This window comes from Amycolatopsis sp. PS_44_ISF1 (genome assembly GCF_032335455.1).
Lineage (GTDB): Bacteria > Actinomycetota > Actinomycetes > Mycobacteriales > Pseudonocardiaceae > Amycolatopsis.
Genome location: NZ_JANUXO010000004.1, coordinates 480,763 through 496,565, shown reverse-complemented (window position 1 = coordinate 496,565; position 15,803 = coordinate 480,763). Strand labels below are relative to the sequence as shown.

The window sequence follows — 15,803 nt, the reverse complement described above, 5'->3', positions numbered from 1 at the left end:
TACGCCCGCTGATCGCACTTCTTTTCCGCAAAACAGATTCTTCTCTGCCGGCTCCGCGCGCCCACCCTTCGCTACCTCGGGTCGGCTGCTGCGTGGAGCCGCGGTCCGCGCCGTCGTCTCGGGGGAGGGGCGTCGGCGCGGACCGCTTCCTTTCGGTTTCGGGAGCACCGAGAGCACACTGGGAGAGGGACTCACTAGCGGGTTTCATCGGGTTCGCGGCGGCCCTGTGCGAAGCCGGGGTGGCCTGCGACGTGCGACGGGTGTGGGGTGTACCCCGAGGTGGACGTCGCCGAGCCGACCTTCGCTCGCTGGTTCGAGGTGGAGCCGACGCCGCGCGGCTGGCCACGAACCGGGTGCACCTGTGCGCCCGCCGGGGAACACGAGCGCGCCGGGTGGTGTTGGTCATCGACGTGTCCGGTTCGATGAGCCCCTGCGCCGACGCGTTGCTGTGCTTCGCCCCCGTCCTCACGCGGGCGAATCCGGCTGTGGTCGAGGTGTTCACCTTGGGCACGCGGCCGGCCCGGGTGTCCTGGCCGTGGCGGAGCGATCCGGGACGGGCCGTGCTCGCGGCGGGCTTGGCGGTGCCGGACTTCGCTGGCGGCACGCGGCTTGGCGAGACGCTGCGCGTGTTCCTCGACCGCTGGGGGCGGCGCGGATCCGCCCGGCGGGCCGTGATCACGGTGTTCTTCGACGGTTGGGAGCGCGGTGACCCGGGACTGTTCGCGGGGCTGCGCCGGCTCGCGCACGCCGTATTCCGGGTGGACCCGCAGGCGGGGCGGTCGGGGTACGCTCCGGTCCAGTCTGGCATCGTGGCCGCTCTGCCCCACATCGACCGGCTGTCGGCCGGGCACAGCCTGGCCGCGTGGGAACAACTGCTCGGGGAGATGGCCGATGCGTGACGTACTGGACGAGGTGTACCGCCGCTGGTCGGCGGGGGAGACCGTCGGGCTCGGCACGGTGGTGGCCACGTTCTCCTCGGCGCCGCGCGAGCCCGGCGCGTCGATGGTGGTGGCCGCGGACGGCACGGTGTCCGGCAGCGTCTCCGGCGGCTGCGTCGAAGGCGCGGTGTACGAGCTGGCCCGGGAGGTCGTCGCCGAGCGCAAACCGGTGCTGCAGCGCTACGGCGTGAGTGACGACGACGCGTTCGCGGTGGGCCTGACCTGCGGCGGGATCATCGACATCTACGTGGAGCAGGTGGACCGCGACTCGATGCCGGAGCTGCCCGAAATCGTGCGCTCGGTGCGGTCCGGGGAGCCGGTCGCCGTGGTCACGGTGATCGAGCACGAGCGCCAGGGCCTGGTCGGCGAGCGCATGATCGTCTGGCCGGACCGCGTGGCGGGCACGCTCGGCTCCTCCCGCATGGACGACGCCGTGGCCGACGACGCGCGCGGACTGCTCGCCACCGGCCGCACCGCGACCCTGCACTACGGACCGGACGGCCAGCGCCGCGGTGAGGGGCTGGCCGTGTTCGTCAACTCGTTCGAGCCGCCGCCTCGCCTGCTGGTCTTCGGCGCGATCGACTTCGCCGCGGCCATGGCCCGCATGGGCGCTTACCTCGGCTACCAGGTGACGGTGTGCGACGCGCGGCCGGTGTTCGCCACCAGCAGCCGGTTCCCGGACGCGCACGAGGTGGTCGTCGACTGGCCGCACCGCTACCTCGCGGCCGAGGCCGCGGCCGGGCGCATCGACGCCCGCACCGCCATCACGGTGCTCACCCACGACCCGAAGTTCGACGTACCGCTGCTGGAGGTCGCGCTGGGCCTGGACGTCGGCTACGTCGGTGCCATGGGTTCGCGCAAGACCCACGACGACCGCTTCGCCCGCCTCCGGGAGGCCGGCTTCGGCGAAGCCACGCTGGAGCGGCTCTCCTCGCCGATCGGGCTCGACCTGGGCGCCCGCACCCCGGAGGAGACCGCGGTGTCCATCGCGGCGGAGATCATCGCGCTGCGCTGGAGCGGCACCGGACGCCGGCTGGCCGCGCTGTCCGGTCGCATCCACAACTGAGCCCCGGCCCGGAATCCCGGGTGTGCGGTGAAGACCGTCCGTGGCGCCGTTGTCCACCTGGGAGTGAAAATTCGCTCCGCGAACGGGCAGCCTCAGAGCTTGTCCGCGAGTGCGGCGAGTTCGCAGTCTCGGCTGTGAAGCCGGTCATGCGCGGGTCTTGGCCGTTGCCGGACCGGCCTACCGCCTGGCCGCGGACGGCCGCTCCGACGTCGAGTACCGGCAGCACCTCGCGCGGGTGCTGACCGGGTGGGTCGATATCCTTGCTGTACAAGGGGATTTGGCTATTTCCCGGAGAAGGATGGTCGCCTCCGAGCTGGCCGTGACGGGTCGCCCTGGCCTGATCGCCGAGGTGAGCGGCGAAGGCTCCTGAGAGCTTCCGAACCGGCCCGCTCCCGCCATTCCGGTGGTTTCGGAACCGGGCAGCCGGGAGGCTCCGGTTCCGCCAGGCGCCCCGGCCGTGTCCCGGCCAGCGGGACCGACGCCATCGACCTCCTGGATTACGCGGGCCCGCCGGCTCGTTCCCGTGGCCGTGGTCGCGCCCTCCTGGTCATCCGGTTCTCGCGGCGTCGCTGACCTGCGTCTCTCCTCGCCCCGGCGGATCGGCCGGGGCCTCGCGCCACCTGCCCCGAACGCGGCCGGGCATCACCCGAACAGGAGAGATCTGCCCTGCGGCTCTACCTTGAGCAGGGTCAAGGGGGCAGATCGGCCCGGAAATCGCCCGGGTCGGCGACGGGCGACGAGCCCGGCGGATACTCTGGGCAACCTCGCCGGCCGACTTTTCGCAGTGGGGGCGTCACGATGCAGGGAGCCGTCTCCCGGGGCACGCTTGCGGCGTGGCCCGGCTGGCCGTCCCGCTGGGCGATGTGGTCCGTCGCGCGGGGGCGCTGGATCGTGTACGCGGTCGGGTGCGAGCTGGTGGCCACGGCGGCCGTGGCCGGGGGGATCGCGGGGCAGTTCGGGGGGCCGGTGCGGCCCGTTTCGTTCGCGGTGCTGGTCGGGCTCGGGGTCGCGCAGGCGGAGATGGCGCGGCGGATCGAGCGGGCGCGCCGGTGGATGAGCGGGCAGACGCACATCAACGTCACGTCCGTCTGGTACCTCGCCGGGGCGTTCCTGCTGCCACCCGCTTGGGTCGCGCTGCTCGCGCTGGTGCTTTACCTCCATCTGTGGTTGCGCGTCTGGCGTGGCGTGCGTACGCGGCCCGCGCACCGCTTCGCGGCCAGCACGGCGTGGGCCATGCTTTCCTGCTTCGCGGCTTCTGGTGTGCTCGCGCTCTGCGGGCTGAACCGAGCCGACCTCGAAACCTGGCGCGGGGTGTTCGCGCTCGTGCTCGCCGCCGCCGTGTTCGAGCTGGTGAACATCGCTCTGGTCGCGTTCGGGATCTACCTCTACACCGCCAGCCGCGCGGCCGCGGACCTGATCGGCACCTGGGAGGACAACGCCTTCGAGATCGCCACCCTCTGCCTCGGCGGGCTGGCCGCGCTGGCCCTGGCCGCGCAGCCGGTGCTGGTGGTCTTCGTCTTCGCGCCGCTGCTGCTGCTGCACCGGTACCTGCTGCTCAAGCAACAGCTCCAGGTCGCGGCCGTGACCGACGAGAAGACCGGGCTGCTCAACACCGCGGGCTGGCACGACCTCGCCACCCGGGAGTACTCCCGCGCGCGCCGTCGCGGACCGGGCAGCGAGTTCGCGGTGCTGATGATCGACCTAGACCACTTCAAGCGCATCAACGACACCTACGGGCACCTGACCGGGGACGAGGTACTGGCGGCGGTCGCGGTGGCGATCGAGGACTCGGTGCGCACCAGCGACACCGTCGGCCGGTTCGGGGGCGAGGAGTTCGTGGTGCTGCTCCCGGCCACCGGTGCCACGCACGTGCTGGGCATCGCGGAGTCCGTCCGCGTCGCGGTGGGGGAGCTGACCGTGGTCGTCTCCGGTTCGGCCCGGGTCGACGGGCTGTCGGTCTCCATCGGCGTCGCCTGCTACCCGGAGGCCGGTGGCACGCTCGACCAGGTGCTGCGGTCCGCCGACGCCGCGCTCTACCGGGCCAAGGACGCCGGCCGCAACCGCGTCGCCGGGTGAGGCCGGACTCGAAATACCGGCCCGGCCAAGTTGTTGAACGTTGTATGAGTGCTGATCACGAGCTGGACGTGGTGGTCATCGGGGCCGGTCAGGCCGGTCTTTCCGCCGCCTACCACCTGCGTCGTGCGGGTTTCGCCGACGGCTCCGGGTTCGTCGTGCTGGACCACGGCAAACGCCCGGGCGGGGCCTGGCAGTACCGCTGGCCTTCGCTGGTTCTGGGCAAGGTGCACGGCATCCACGACCTGCCCGGGATGGCGTTCGGCACGCCCGAGGGCTCACGCCCGGCCAGTGAGGTCGTCTCCGAGTACTTCGGCCGGTTCGAAAAGACCTTCTCCCTGCCCGTGCGCCGGCCGGTCGACGTCACGGCCGTCCGCCGCGAGGGCGAGCGGCTGCTGGTCGAGAGCCCGGCCGAAACCTGGGCCGCCCGCGCCGTGGTGAGCGCGACCGGCACCTGGGACCGGCCGTTCTGGCCGCACTACCCGGGCCAGGAGACCTTCGCCGGACGGCAACTGCACACCGCCGACTACCCCGGAGCCGAGCCGTTCCGCGGCCGGCGCGTGGTGGTGGTCGGCGGGGGTGCTTCGGCCGTGCAACTGCTGATGGAGATCGGCCCGGTCGCGCGCTCGGCCACGTGGGTCACGCGCCGTCCGCCGGTCTGGCGCGAGGCGCCGTTCGACCGGGACTGGGGGCGCGACGCCGTGGCGAAGGTCGACCGGCGCGTGCGCGCGGGGCTGCCGCCGGAGAGCGTGGTCAGCGTGACCGACCTGGCCGTGACGCCCGAGGTGCGCGAGGCCCGCGAGTCCGGTCTCCTCGACCGGCGCCCCGTGTTCGAGCGGCTGGTGCCCGAAGGCGTGGTCTGGGCCGACGGCACCTTCGAGCCCGCCGACGTGATCCTGTGGGCCACCGGTTTCCGCGCCGCGCTCGACCACCTCGCCCCGCTGCGGCTGCGCGCGCCGGGCGGCGGCATCCGGATGGACGGCACCCGCGTGGTCGACGAGCCGCGCCTGCACCTGGTCGGTTACGGGCCCTCGGCCAGCACCGTCGGCGCCAACCGCGCCGGCCGCGCTGCCGTGCACGAGATCCGGCGGCGGCTCGGGCGGTAACCGTTTCGGCGGGAAGCTGCTAACCTCCCGCTATCACTTTACGGCATAAAGAGATCGGCGGAGCATGGTCGGTACCCAGCTGACAGACGGCAGCCGGATCGAGGTCGAGGTCCACGGCGAAGGCCCGGCGGTGATGATCCCGGTGAACCCGCGGCCTCTCGAAGGCGAGCGGGCCGAGGCGATGCGGCAGTGGGGCGCCGATCCGGCGCTGGGCCGGTCGCTGATCGACGGGCTGACCGGGTTCCGCGTCCTCGCCTTCGACTACGAGGGCCACCTCAGGGCGAACCCCCGGCCGCACGACCTCACCCCGGACACCATCGCCGCCGACTTCCTGGCGGTCGCGGACGCGGCGGGAGCGCGGCGGTTCGCCTACTACGGCTACTCGTGGCTCGCGCTGGCCGGGTTGCAGCTCGCCCTGCGCACCGACCGGCTCGACGGCCTGGCCATGGGCGGCTTCCCCCCGCTCGACGGGCCGTACGCCGAGATGCTGGCGGTCACCCGGGCCACGCGGGCGATGGCCGCCGCCGGGCCGTCCGGCCGACCGGGGGAAGTGGGCGACTGGGACTCGGTCGAGGTCGCCATGTCGACCGGGCAGGCCCAGCAGTTCGTCACCCTTTACGAGTCCCTGAAGGATTTCGCCGACGACCAGGCCCAGCCGTCCTGCCCCCGGTTGTGCTTCGCGGGCGAGGCCGACCGGATCGAGTACGGCGAACGCTGGGGTCACACCACGGTCGACCTCGCGGGCCCGTTGAAGCGCCGGCGGGCGGAGCTGGCCGGACGCGGCTGGACGGTCGAGGTCCTGGCCGGGCTCGACCACCTGGGAGCCATGCAGGCCGCCGCGGTGCTGCCGGTGTTGCGGCCGTGGCTGGCCGGAATTCACCGATGCAGGTAACGCACCTGCCCGGGCTTCGCCGCGTCGAGGGCCGGGCGCCCGGCCAGGTGCTCCGGGACGCCGACCTCCCACCAGGCCCCGGCTTCCGTCCAGGCCGACGGTCGGGTCCGCACCACCACGACTGCGGGGCGGCTCTCCGCGATGGCTGCGGCGCGCGCCTTCGCGTACGCGTCGCGTACGTCCTCCACTGACGTCGCCGTGAATACCGCGCAGCCCAGCGACTCGGCGTGACGCGCGAAATCCACGCGTGGCGGCGAAGCGTGCGAAGTGCGGCAGTCGGCGTAGAAGTTGTTGAACGGCTTACCGCCCTGTCCCTGCTGAAGCCGGGCGATGACCGCGTAGCCGTCGTTGTCGCACACGACCGCGACGAGGGGGTGGCCCGCGAAAGCGGCCGAGAACAGGTCCGAGTTCAGCATCAGGTACGAGCCGTCGCCCAGCAGCGTGGTCACCAGCCCTTCGGTGTGCGCGATGGCCGCGCCCCAGGCACCGGACAGCTCGTAACCCATGCAGGAGAAGCCGTACTCCACGTCCATGCTCACCTCGCCGGAGCCGCGCCAGCCGCCGATCAGCTCACCGGGCAGGCCGCCCGAAGCGGTCATCACGTAGTCATGGGGCTCCGAAAGCTCGTTGACCACGCCCACCACCTGCGCGTAGGACGGCACCGGTTCCGGGGCCGACCGCAACGCGTCGACGTGGGCGTCCCAGCGGGCGCGTTCCTCGGCCGCCCGGGCCGTCCACTGTGGATCGACACGCCAGCCCTCCAGCAGCGCGCCCAGATCGGCCAGGCCCGCGTCCGCGTCGCCCACCACGGCCAGCGCGCCGTGCTTGACCGCATCGAACCGGGCCGCGTTCAGCGTGACCAGCCGGACGTCGGGGGAGAACACCGTCCACGACGCCGTGGTGAAATCCTGAAGCCGGGTTCCGGCCGCCAGCACCACGTCGGCCTCGCCGGCCAGCACGTTCGCCGAGGCGGAGCCGGTGATGCCCAGCGGCCCGGCGTGCAGCTCGTGCGAGTGCGGCACCAGCGTCCGGCCCGCGGTGGTCTCCGTGACCGGGATCCCGTGCCGCTGCGCGAAGTCGAGCGCGCGGCGGCCGGCGCCGGAGTACCGGACACCGCCGCCCAGCACCAGCAGCGGGCGCCGGGCCGAGCGCAGCACGGCGGCGGCCTCGGTCAGCGAACGGCGGTCCGCGCGCGGGCGCGGCAGCCGGTGCGTGACCGGCTCGAACAGCGCCTCCGGGAAGTCGCCGGTCTCGGCCTGGACGTCCTGCGGCAGCGCCAGCGTGACCGGCCCGGCGTCCGCCGGATCGGTGAGCACCCGCGCGACCTGCGGCAACGTCGAGAGCAACTGCTCGGGCCGGGTGATCCGGTCGAAGTAGCGGCTGACCGCACGGAAGGCGTCGTTGACCGTCGCCGTGCCGTCGTGGAACGGCTCCACCTGCTGCAGCACCGGGTCCGGCGCGCGGCTGACGAACGTGTCGCCCGGCAGCAGCAGCACCGGCAGCCGGTTCGCGTGCGCGACCCCCGCCGCGGTCACCAGGTTCAGCGCGCCCGGCCCGATCGACGAGGTCACCACACCGACCTGCCGCCGCTGCGTCGCCTTCGCGTAACCGACCGCCGCGAGCGCCATGCCCTGCTCCGTGTGCCCGCGCCAGACCGGGATCTCGTCGCGGTGCTCCTCCAGCGCGGTGCCGAGGCCGAGCACGTTGCCGTGCCCGAAGATCGCGAACACCCCGGGGAACAGCGGCACCTCCCGCCCGTCCAGGGTCTCCGAACGCTGGGCGAGCAGCCAGCGCACCAGGGCCTGGGCCGTGGTCAGCCGCATCGGCGCACCCGCCCTTCGGCCGAGGTCACCGGGCACCGCGGATCCGGCTCCTGCGCGGCCCAGGTGCCGCGGACCCAGTGGTGCGCCGGGTCGTCGCAGAACGCCATCGACCGCTCCCCGGCCGGGCCGGCCAGCACGTTCAGGTAGTACATCGGGTAACCGGGGGCCGCCACGCACGGGCCGTGGTAGCCGCGCGGGATGACGAACACGTCGCCGTCGCGCACCGCCACGTCCTCGTCCAGCTCGCCGTCCGCGGTGTAGGTGCGGTGCAGGCCGAAGCCCTCGCGCGAGGGCGTGACCCCGTCGCGCCCGGCGATGCGGAAGTAGTAGACCTCCTCGTTGACCACCTCGCAGCCGGTGGCCTCGTCGTGCTTGTGCGGCGGGTAGGAGGACCAGTTGCCGTCCGGGGTGATCAGCTCGCACGCGTTCAGCTTGTCCGCGTGGTCCCAGACCCCGGGCACGCCGAAGTTGTTCACCTGCCGGCTCGCCTGCCCCGAGCCGCGGACCTCGACCGGCACCCGGCCGGCCGGCCCGTACTTCGGCTCCAGCCGGCGCGTGCAGCGGGCCATCGGCAACGCCACCTCGGCCCCGGAGTCCGAGGTCAGCACCACCTCGGCGGCACGGGGCACGTAGAGGAAGTCGGTGACCCGGCCGAACACCGAATCGCGGCCCTCCAGCTCGAACTCCTCCCCGTCGACGACCACCCGCAGCGAGCCGGACAGCGGCAGCACGAACGCTTCGAACTCACCGGTCTCCACCACCCGCGGCCGCCGGCGGCCGAGTTCGAGCACCCGCAGGCCGGTGTAGCTCCAGCCCGCGTCCTCCGGGGTGAGCCGGACCGGGTCGGTGCCGTCGGACAGTGTCCCGAGTGGACGGTGCAGGGCGCTCACTTCGCGGCCTCCAGGGTGTTCGCAGCGGCTTGCACGGCGGAACCGACGTCACCGTCGGGCGGGTACAGCAGGCTCCGGCCCACGACGAGCCCGCGCACCACCTCGTGCCGCAGGGTGCGGCCCCACGAGACCAGGTCGGCGGCGGGGTCGCCGGAGGGCACCCCGCCCAGCAGCACCACCGGCAGCGTCGTGGCGCCGAGCACGGCGGCGTCCTCCGTGGACGGTAGCTTGAGCCAGGTGTGCGCGGAGGTGACGCCGATGCCCGACGCCACGGTGACCGCGCGCGCCAGCGAAGCCGCGTCCTTGTGGAGCACCAGCTGCCCGTCTTCCCGGGCGTAGGGCAGCGGCTCGACCATCGCCATCAGGCCGTGGGCGGCCAGCTCGGTGACGGCGTCCGCGCACGCCTGCAGGGTCGGCACGGTGCCGGGGTCGGAGTCGACCAGGCGCAGCAGCATCTTGCCGCCGTCGAGCCGGGAATCGACCAGCGCGTTCGCGTGGTAGCCGGTGAACCGGTCGTCGATCTCCCAGTCGGCGCCGGCCAGGCCGCCGCGGTTCATCGAGCCGATCACCACCTTGTCGTGCAGCGCGTCGAGCAGCAGCAGCTCCTCGACCACGTCCGGGGTGCCGAGCAGACCGTCGACCGCCGGGTTGGCCAGCGCCACCAGCAGCCGCTCCAGCAGCGAGCGGCGGTCGGCCATGGCCAGCGGGTCGCCGCCGACGCCGAGCGCCCCGCGGGCCGGGTGGTCCGCCGCCACCAGGAACAGCGTTCCCTTGTCGGACAACAGGTTCTCCCGCCTTCGCCGGGAGGCGTACGCGCGGCGCACCGCACCGGGATCGGTCGCGCGCGTGCGCAGCAGCCGGCTCCAGCGCTCGTCGGTCAGCAGGGCCGTCACAGCATCTCCTCGATCTCGTCGGCCGTGGGCATGGCGTCCGCGCAGGCCAGCCGCGAGGCGACGAGAGCGCCGGCCGCGTTCGCGTACTCCGCGATGCGCACCGGGTCCCAGCCCGACAGCAGGCCGTGCACCAGCGCGCCGCCGAAACCGTCGCCGGCGCCGAGACCGCAGACCACCTCGACCCGTCGCGGCGGCACGGTCCAGCGGCCGCCGGGCGTGGCGACCAGCACGCCTTCGGCCCCCTTCTTGACCAGCGCGAGCCGCACCCCGCGGGTGAGCATCCGGTCCGCCGCCTCATCCGGATCGGCCGTGCCGACCGCGACCTCCACCTCGGCCCGGTTGCCGACCGCGACGCTCACGTGGTCGAGCATCCAGCCGATCTCCGCGCGCGCGGCCTCGGCATCCGGCCAGAACATCGGCCGGTAGTCGAGGTCCACCACGGTGTGGAAAGCCCCCTCAGCGGAAGGGAGTGCTTCGGCGGGGTGGAACGCCGCCTCAGTCGTGCGCTCACGCTGCCTTCGCACCTCCAGCATCTTCCGCTGGGTCGCCCGCGCGGGTTCGGAGGAGACCCCGGTTCCGGTCACCCACAGCAGCGGAACGTCGCGCACCAGGTCCCACGGCACGTCCGCCTCGGTCAGCGTGAGGTCGGGGGCGAGGGGGGAGCGGTAGAACAGCAGCGGCGGGTCGGCGGGCGGGTTCAGCTCGCAGAACACCACCGGCGTCCGCAGGTCCGGGGAGGTGCCCACGTGCTCCGGCGTCACGCCGAAGCCGGTCAGGGCGTGGCGGACGTAGTCGCCGAACCCGTCCGCGCCGACCTTGGTCAGCACGCCGGTGCGGCGCCCGAGCCGCGCGGCGGCGACCGCGACGTTGGTCGCGGTCCCGCCGAGCGACTTGGCGAAGGTGGCCACCTCGGCCAGCGGCACGCCGCTCTGCTCGGGGTAGAGGTCCACCCCGACCCGGCCGACGGTCAGCGCTTCGATGGTCATGCCTGCCTCCGCGGCGGTGCGGGCGTCACGGGGTTTCCCCGGTCCGCAGCTCGTGTTCGAGCGCCTCCAGTTCCGCGCCGCCGGCCATCTGCCGGGTCAGCTCGCCGAGGCCGATCTCGGGCTTCTCGTACGAGCCCAGCGCCGCGCCCCGCTTGAGCAGCAGGAACCGGTCCGCGACCGGGTAGGCGTGGTGCGGGTTGTGCGTGATCAGCACGACCCCGAGCCCGCGGTCACGGGCCTGCGCGACGTACCTGAGCACCACCCCGGCCTGCTTCACGCCGAGCGCGGCGGTCGGCTCGTCGAGGATCAGCACCTTGGCGCCGAAGTGCACGGCCCGCGCGATGGCCACGCACTGGCGCTCGCCGCCCGAGAGCGTGCCCACCGGCTGTTCGACGTCACGCAGGTCGATGCCCATGTCGGCCAGCGCCTTCCGGGTCGTCTCCCGGCCCTTCTTCCGGTCCAGCGCGCGGAACGGGCCGAAGCCGGTCGTGGGCTCGGAGCCGAGGAAGAAGTTGCGCCACACGCTCATCAGCGGCACCACGGCGAGGTCCTGGTACACCGTGGCGATACCGCGGTCGAGCGCCTCGCGCGGGGAGGCGAACCGCACCGGTGAGCCCGCCACCCGGAACTCGCCGCGGTCGTGGGCGTGCACCCCGGCCAGGATCTTGATCAGCGTGGACTTCCCGGCGCCGTTGTCGCCCAGCACGCAGGTGACCTCGCCCGCGTTGACCACAGTGGACACCTCGCGCAGCGCCACGACGCTGCCGTAGGTCTTCCCGATGTCCCGGACCTCGATCAGGGGGACGCTCATCGCCGGACCCTTTCCGCGCGTCGCCGGAAGGCGTTGTTGACCAGGACCGCGGCCAGCAGCATGACGCCGAGGAACAGCATGAACCAGTCGCTGTCCCAGCCCGCGAACACGATGCCCTGGCGCGCCATGCCGAAGATCAGCGCGCCGATCGCCGCGCCCACGGCCGAGCCGAAGCCGCCGGTGAGCAGGCAGCCGCCGATCACCGCCGCGATGATGTACTGGAACTCCAGCCCGATGCCCTGGTTGGCCTGCACGGTGGCGAAGCGCAGGATGTTGATCGAGCCGACCAGCCACGCCGCCAGCGCCGTGCCGGTGAACAGCAGCACCTTCGTGCGCACCACCGGCACGCCGACCGCGCGCGAGCTGGGCGCGGAGCCGCCGACGGCGAAGATCCAGTTGCCGAAGCGGGTCCGCACCAGCAGCCACGAGGCCACCGCGGCCGCGCCGACCCACCAGAGGATGGAGATCTGGAACGGCGTGCCCCCGACGTCCACGGTGGAGGCGAAGACGAACCCGGCCGAGGCGTACCCGTCGGTCGAGCGCAGGCCCGACACCTGCACGGTGCCGGTGACCAGCCGCGTGACGCCCAGGTTCAGCCCCTGCAACGCCAGGAAGGTGCCGAGCGTGACGATGAAGCTCGGCAGCCCGGTCTTCATCACCAGCCACCCGTTGAACGCGCCGACCGCCAGCGCGAACACCAGCGAGACCAGCAGGGCGAGCCAGACGTTCCAGCCCGCCGAAGTGGCCAGGATCGCGGTGACCAGCGAGGTGGACGCGGTCATCACGCCCGCCGACAGGTCGAACTCGCCGCCCACCATCAGCAGGGAGACGGCGACGGCCATGATGCCGAGCGTCGCCGCGTCGTCGAGCCAGGTCGCGGCCCCGCTGGCGCTGAAGAACTTGTCCGTGACGAGGGCGAAGAAGCCGAAGACGACGACGGCACCGAGCAGGGCGCCGATCTCCGGGCGCACGATCAGCCGGTCGCGCAGCCGCGGTTCGACGAACCGCTCGTCGAGCGGGGTCGTGGTCATCGGGTGCCCCTCTGCACGTATTGGCCGACCTTGTCCACCGTGGATTTGTCGACCAGGTCGGGTCCGGTGAGCACCGGCTTGCCGCCCCCGACGACGTTCGCGTTGTCCCGGTACAGCTTGAGGAACAGCACCGGCAGGTAGCCCTGCTCGTACTGCTGCTGGTCGACGGCGAAGAGCACGTCGCCGGCCTTGATCGCGGCCACCACGTCGGAGTTCAGGTCGAAGGTGGCGACCTGCGCCTTGGCCGCCGCGGTCTTGATCGCGCTCACCGCGCGGGCCGCCACCTGCGAGTTCAGCGTGAGCACGGCGTCGATCGACGGGTCGGTCTGCACCGCGCCGCGGATGCGGGACTCGGCGTCGGTCGGGTTGGTGATGTCCACCTGCAGCGTCTGCACGGTCCCGCCGAACCCGGTCTTCGCGCCGTCGCAGCGCTGCGCCTGGCCGACGTTGCCGGCCTCGTGGACCACGCAGAGCAGCTTCTTCTTGCCGAGGTCCTTGAACTTCTTCCCGGCCTCCCCGCCGGCGATCGTCTCGTTCTGCCCCACGTGGGTCAGCGCGCCGAACGCGGCGCTGCGGTCCTCACCGGAGTTGATGGTGATCACCGGGATGCCCGCGCGCACCGCCGCCTCGATCGAGGGTTGCAGCGCCTCCGGGTTCGCCATCGACACGACCAGCCCGCCGGTGCCCTGCGCGACGGCGTTGTCGATCAGCTTGGCCTGGGCCCCCGGATCGCCGTCGGAGTTGTACTCGACCCCTACCCCCAGGTCGTGGCCGGCCTGCTCGGCGCCGTTCTTCACCACGTTCCAGAACGCGTCGCCCGCGGTGCCGTGGGTGATCACCGAGACCTTGAGCGGTCCGTGGTCCACCGGCGCGGATACGGGTGCGGAGGACTTCTCTTCGGCCGCCGGCCCGGTGCACGCCGACAGCAGCAGCAAGCCGGCCGCGGCCACCAGCGCGGCCCTGGCCCGGGGCGGTGCCGGTGGCCCGCTTCGACCGGCGCGCGCCGGGGCGTCGCCGGTCCTGGCCCCGCGCGGCCACGACCGGCCGTGTCTCGAGCGATGGGACATCGTCGTCTCTCCTCGCTTCTTCCTTCGATACCGCTCTTCCTCCGGTACCGCCTCAGCCGAGCCGGCTGACGATGGCGCCGAGGTGGGCGAGGCTGGCCGCCACGTCCCGCTTCGGCCGGTCCAGCGGGCTGCGTTCGTCCAGCGCGGTGTCCTGCTCCAGGACGTACCAGCCGTCGTAGCCTGCTTCGTGCACGAAGCGAACCATGGCTTCGATGTCCACGTCACCCTCTCCGAGCGGGACGTACAGGCCCCGGCCCACGGCCTCGGTGTAGGCCAGGGTCCCGGAGCGGACGGCCTCGGCCAGCTCACCGCGCACGTCCTTCAGGTGCAGGTGCCCGATGCGCCCGGGGTGCCTCCGGGCCAGCTCGACCGGATCGGTGCCGCCGATCAGCAGGTGGCCGGTGTCGAGGCAGAGCGGCAGGCGTGAGCCGGCGAGGAAGCGCTCGACCTCGGCCCGGGTTTCCACGTGCGTGCCGACGTGCGGGTGCAGCACGGTCTTGAGCCCGTGCTTCGCCGCCACGTCGCGGATCTTCGCGGCGGTACCGACCAAAGTGGACCATTCGGCCTCGTCGAGCGGGGGCCGTTCGTCGTAACCCCCGAGCCCGGTGGCCGCCGCGAGCACGAGCACCTCGGCCCCGCAGGCGGCGAACAGCGCGGCGGAGTCCTCGGCCTCGGCGAGCGCCGCTTCGGGGTCCCGGTGCAGCACCACGGCGAGGAAGCCGCCGACGAGCCGGAGCCCGTGGCCGCCCAGCAGCGACTTCAGCTCACCCGGATCACGCGGCAGGTATCCGGGCGGGCCCAGCTCGGTGGCGGTGAGCCCCAGTTCGGCCATCTCGCCCAGCACGGCCGGCGCGTCGAGCACCCGGCCCCAGCCCGGCACCTCGCACACGCCCCAGGAGATCGGCGCGGCGGCGACCCGGATGGTCGGCTTCGCGGTCATGGATCCCTCTCCGTCGGTGTCCTTCGCGGCGGTCCCCGCCGGGTGGCGTTGGAGCGCTCTATTGATTGGAGCGCTCCAAGGATGTAACGTCCGTCACGGCGAAGTCAAGGCCGAAGCCCGGGCCCGGGGGGAGGAGGACGGCGAATGGTGAGGCCCACCATGGAGGACGTCGCCGCGCGGGCGGGGGTCTCCCGCTCACTGGTGTCCCTGGTGATGCACGACTCGCCCAAGGTGTCCGCGAGCCGCCGTCAAGCCGTGCTCGACGCGGCGGCCGAGCTGGGCTACTCGCCGCACGTGATGGCGCGGTCGCTGGCCAGCCGGACGTCCACGGTGCTCGGCGTGATGGTGAACGACCTGCGCAACGCCTTCTTCGCCGACGTGGTGGAGGGTCTCGACGCGGCCGCGCAGGCCGCCGGGTTCGACCTGATCCTCAACACCGGCGGACGGGTGCCCGCGCGGGAGAGCGCGGCGCTGCGCAGCCTGCTGTCCTTCCGCCCGGCCGGTCTCGTGCTGCTCTCGCCGGTGGTGCCGGCCGCGGCCATCGAGGCCGCCGCGCTCCAGTGCCCGACCGTGCTGGTGTCCCGGACCTCGCGGGCGGCCGGCGTCGACACGGTCAACGACGACGGCGAGGCCGGTTCCGCGCTGGCCGTCGGCCACCTGGCCGGCCTCGGCCACCGGCGGATCGCGCACCTCGACGGCGGTCCCGCGGCCGGCGCCGCCGCGCGCCGGCGAGGCTTCGTGGCCGCGATGCGTGCGCACGGGCTGGAGCCGATCGTGGTGCGCAGCGAGCACACCGACACCGCCGGGGAGAAGGCGGTGCGCGAGCTGCTGACCGAGCACGCGCGGCCCGGACTGCCGACCGCGCTGGTGGCGGGCAACGACTTCAACGCCGTCGGCGCGATCTCGGCGCTGGAGGAGAACGGCCTGCGGGTGCCCGGCGACGTGTCCGTGGTCGGCTACGACAACACTTCGCTGGCCGGCCTCCGGCACATCTCACTGACCACTGTGGACCAGCCGCGCACCGAGATGGGCCGGCTGGCGCTCGAAACCCTGCTGGAGCGCGTGCGCGGCGAGCGCGCGAAACCGGTTCGGCACCTGCTCGACCCCTCGCTGGTGGTCCGCTCGACCACCGCGGCCCGCCCGTGACCGCCCGGAAGCGGGAGATCCCTGGGCCCGAAACCGTCCGGCACTGGATCGACGGCGCCACCCGGCTGGAAGGACTCGCAGTTCGGCGACACCCGTGTGCACGGGGCCGAGAGCGTCCGCTGCTGCACCCGGGCCAAGGCC

At 73.0% G+C, this 15,803-nt stretch carries 15 protein-coding genes; 7 read left to right on the top strand and 8 right to left on the bottom strand.

What is annotated here, in order from left to right:
* Nucleotides 1–92: 92 nt before the first annotated feature.
* The 6 genes from NYF13_RS32150 (at nucleotide 93) to NYF13_RS32125 (ending at nucleotide 6,075) form a co-directional block, all read left to right on the top strand.
* Nucleotides 93–899, top strand: a complete 807-nt coding sequence (locus NYF13_RS32150) for a VWA domain-containing protein (protein WP_396287788.1) — start codon at nucleotides 93–95, stop codon at nucleotides 897–899.
* Nucleotides 892–2,004 carry an XdhC/CoxI family protein gene (locus tag NYF13_RS32145; protein ID WP_315661692.1) on the top strand — a complete coding sequence of 371 codons (1,113 nt, stop codon included), beginning with the start codon at nucleotides 892–894 and terminating at the stop codon, nucleotides 2,002–2,004. The genes NYF13_RS32150 and NYF13_RS32145 overlap by 8 nt, the downstream gene beginning before the upstream one ends.
* Before the next feature lie 157 nt (nucleotides 2,005–2,161).
* Complete coding sequence (locus tag NYF13_RS32140; protein ID WP_315661691.1) at nucleotides 2,162–2,374, top strand: hypothetical protein; 213 nt, start codon at nucleotides 2,162–2,164, stop codon at nucleotides 2,372–2,374.
* A gap of 491 nt (nucleotides 2,375–2,865) precedes the next feature.
* Nucleotides 2,866–4,080: a diguanylate cyclase gene (locus tag NYF13_RS32135; RefSeq protein ID WP_396287809.1), complete on the top strand. Its 1,215-nt coding sequence runs from the start codon at nucleotides 2,866–2,868 to the stop codon at nucleotides 4,078–4,080.
* A 44-nt stretch (nucleotides 4,081–4,124) separates the two neighbouring features.
* Nucleotides 4,125–5,183, top strand: coding sequence for an NAD(P)-binding domain-containing protein (locus NYF13_RS32130; protein WP_315661689.1), 1,059 nt, complete (start codon nucleotides 4,125–4,127; stop codon nucleotides 5,181–5,183).
* Between the two features lie 64 nt (nucleotides 5,184–5,247).
* Nucleotides 5,248–6,075 (top strand): alpha/beta fold hydrolase, encoded by an 828-nt coding sequence (locus NYF13_RS32125; protein ID WP_315661688.1) that lies wholly within the window; start codon nucleotides 5,248–5,250, stop codon nucleotides 6,073–6,075.
* Here the strand turns inward: NYF13_RS32125 and iolD are convergent.
* Genes iolD through NYF13_RS32085 form a run of 8 tightly spaced genes read right to left on the bottom strand, consistent with a single transcriptional unit; the run spans nucleotide 6,060 to nucleotide 14,516 of the window.
* Complete coding sequence (iolD, locus tag NYF13_RS32120; RefSeq protein ID WP_315661687.1) at nucleotides 6,060–7,898, bottom strand: 3D-(3,5/4)-trihydroxycyclohexane-1,2-dione acylhydrolase (decyclizing); 1,839 nt, start codon at nucleotides 7,896–7,898, stop codon at nucleotides 6,060–6,062. The genes NYF13_RS32125 and iolD overlap by 16 nt on opposite strands.
* Nucleotides 7,889–8,788 carry a 5-deoxy-glucuronate isomerase gene (iolB, locus tag NYF13_RS32115; RefSeq protein ID WP_315661686.1) on the bottom strand — a complete coding sequence of 300 codons (900 nt, stop codon included), beginning with the start codon at nucleotides 8,786–8,788 and terminating at the stop codon, nucleotides 7,889–7,891. Before iolB ends, iolD begins: the two co-directional genes overlap by 10 nt.
* Nucleotides 8,785–9,681 carry an aldolase gene (locus tag NYF13_RS32110; protein ID WP_315661685.1) on the bottom strand — a complete coding sequence of 299 codons (897 nt, stop codon included), beginning with the start codon at nucleotides 9,679–9,681 and terminating at the stop codon, nucleotides 8,785–8,787. Before NYF13_RS32110 ends, iolB begins: the two co-directional genes overlap by 4 nt.
* Nucleotides 9,678–10,667: a 5-dehydro-2-deoxygluconokinase gene (gene iolC, locus NYF13_RS32105; protein ID WP_315661684.1), complete on the bottom strand. Its 990-nt coding sequence runs from the start codon at nucleotides 10,665–10,667 to the stop codon at nucleotides 9,678–9,680. The genes NYF13_RS32110 and iolC overlap by 4 nt, the downstream gene beginning before the upstream one ends.
* A 25-nt stretch (nucleotides 10,668–10,692) precedes the next feature.
* Entirely contained in the window at nucleotides 10,693–11,478 is a 786-nt protein-coding gene (locus NYF13_RS32100; protein WP_315661683.1) for an ATP-binding cassette domain-containing protein, read from the bottom strand.
* On the bottom strand, nucleotides 11,475–12,509 hold the full coding sequence (locus tag NYF13_RS32095; protein ID WP_315661682.1) for an ABC transporter permease: 1,035 nt from the start codon (nucleotides 12,507–12,509) through the stop codon (nucleotides 11,475–11,477). Before NYF13_RS32095 ends, NYF13_RS32100 begins: the two co-directional genes overlap by 4 nt.
* Nucleotides 12,506–13,576, bottom strand: a complete 1,071-nt coding sequence (locus NYF13_RS32090) for a substrate-binding domain-containing protein (RefSeq protein WP_315661681.1) — start codon at nucleotides 13,574–13,576, stop codon at nucleotides 12,506–12,508. Before NYF13_RS32090 ends, NYF13_RS32095 begins: the two co-directional genes overlap by 4 nt.
* A 52-nt stretch (nucleotides 13,577–13,628) precedes the next feature.
* Entirely contained in the window at nucleotides 13,629–14,516 is an 888-nt protein-coding gene (locus NYF13_RS32085) for a sugar phosphate isomerase/epimerase (protein WP_315661680.1), read from the bottom strand.
* 144 nt (nucleotides 14,517–14,660) lie between these two features.
* Here NYF13_RS32085 and NYF13_RS32080 point away from each other — a divergent pair, with 144 nt between their 5' ends.
* Nucleotides 14,661–15,662, top strand: coding sequence for a LacI family DNA-binding transcriptional regulator (locus NYF13_RS32080; protein ID WP_315661679.1), 1,002 nt, complete (start codon nucleotides 14,661–14,663; stop codon nucleotides 15,660–15,662).
* Nucleotides 15,663–15,803 lie beyond the last annotated feature (141 nt).

Bases quoted from the DNA above. Each gene is read 5' to 3' on its own strand.
- NYF13_RS32145 (WP_315661692.1), top strand. From the start codon at position 892: ATGCGTGACGTACTGGACGAGGTGTACCGCCGCTGGTCGGCGGGGGAG.
- NYF13_RS32135 (WP_396287809.1), top strand. From the start codon at position 2,866: ATGTGGTCCGTCGCGCGGGGGCGCTGGATCGTGTACGCGGTCGGGTGC.
- NYF13_RS32130 (WP_315661689.1), top strand. From the start codon at position 4,125: ATGAGTGCTGATCACGAGCTGGACGTGGTGGTCATCGGGGCCGGTCAG.
- NYF13_RS32125 (WP_315661688.1), top strand. From the start codon at position 5,248: ATGGTCGGTACCCAGCTGACAGACGGCAGCCGGATCGAGGTCGAGGTC.
- iolD (WP_315661687.1), bottom strand. From the start codon at position 7,898: ATGCGGCTGACCACGGCCCAGGCCCTGGTGCGCTGGCTGCTCGCCCAG.
- iolC (WP_315661684.1), bottom strand. From the start codon at position 10,667: ATGACCATCGAAGCGCTGACCGTCGGCCGGGTCGGGGTGGACCTCTAC.
- NYF13_RS32100 (WP_315661683.1), bottom strand. From the start codon at position 11,478: ATGAGCGTCCCCCTGATCGAGGTCCGGGACATCGGGAAGACCTACGGC.
- NYF13_RS32095 (WP_315661682.1), bottom strand. From the start codon at position 12,509: ATGACCACGACCCCGCTCGACGAGCGGTTCGTCGAACCGCGGCTGCGC.
- NYF13_RS32090 (WP_315661681.1), bottom strand. From the start codon at position 13,576: ATGTCCCATCGCTCGAGACACGGCCGGTCGTGGCCGCGCGGGGCCAGG.
- NYF13_RS32085 (WP_315661680.1), bottom strand. From the start codon at position 14,516: ATGACCGCGAAGCCGACCATCCGGGTCGCCGCCGCGCCGATCTCCTGG.
- NYF13_RS32080 (WP_315661679.1), top strand. From the start codon at position 14,661: ATGGTGAGGCCCACCATGGAGGACGTCGCCGCGCGGGCGGGGGTCTCC.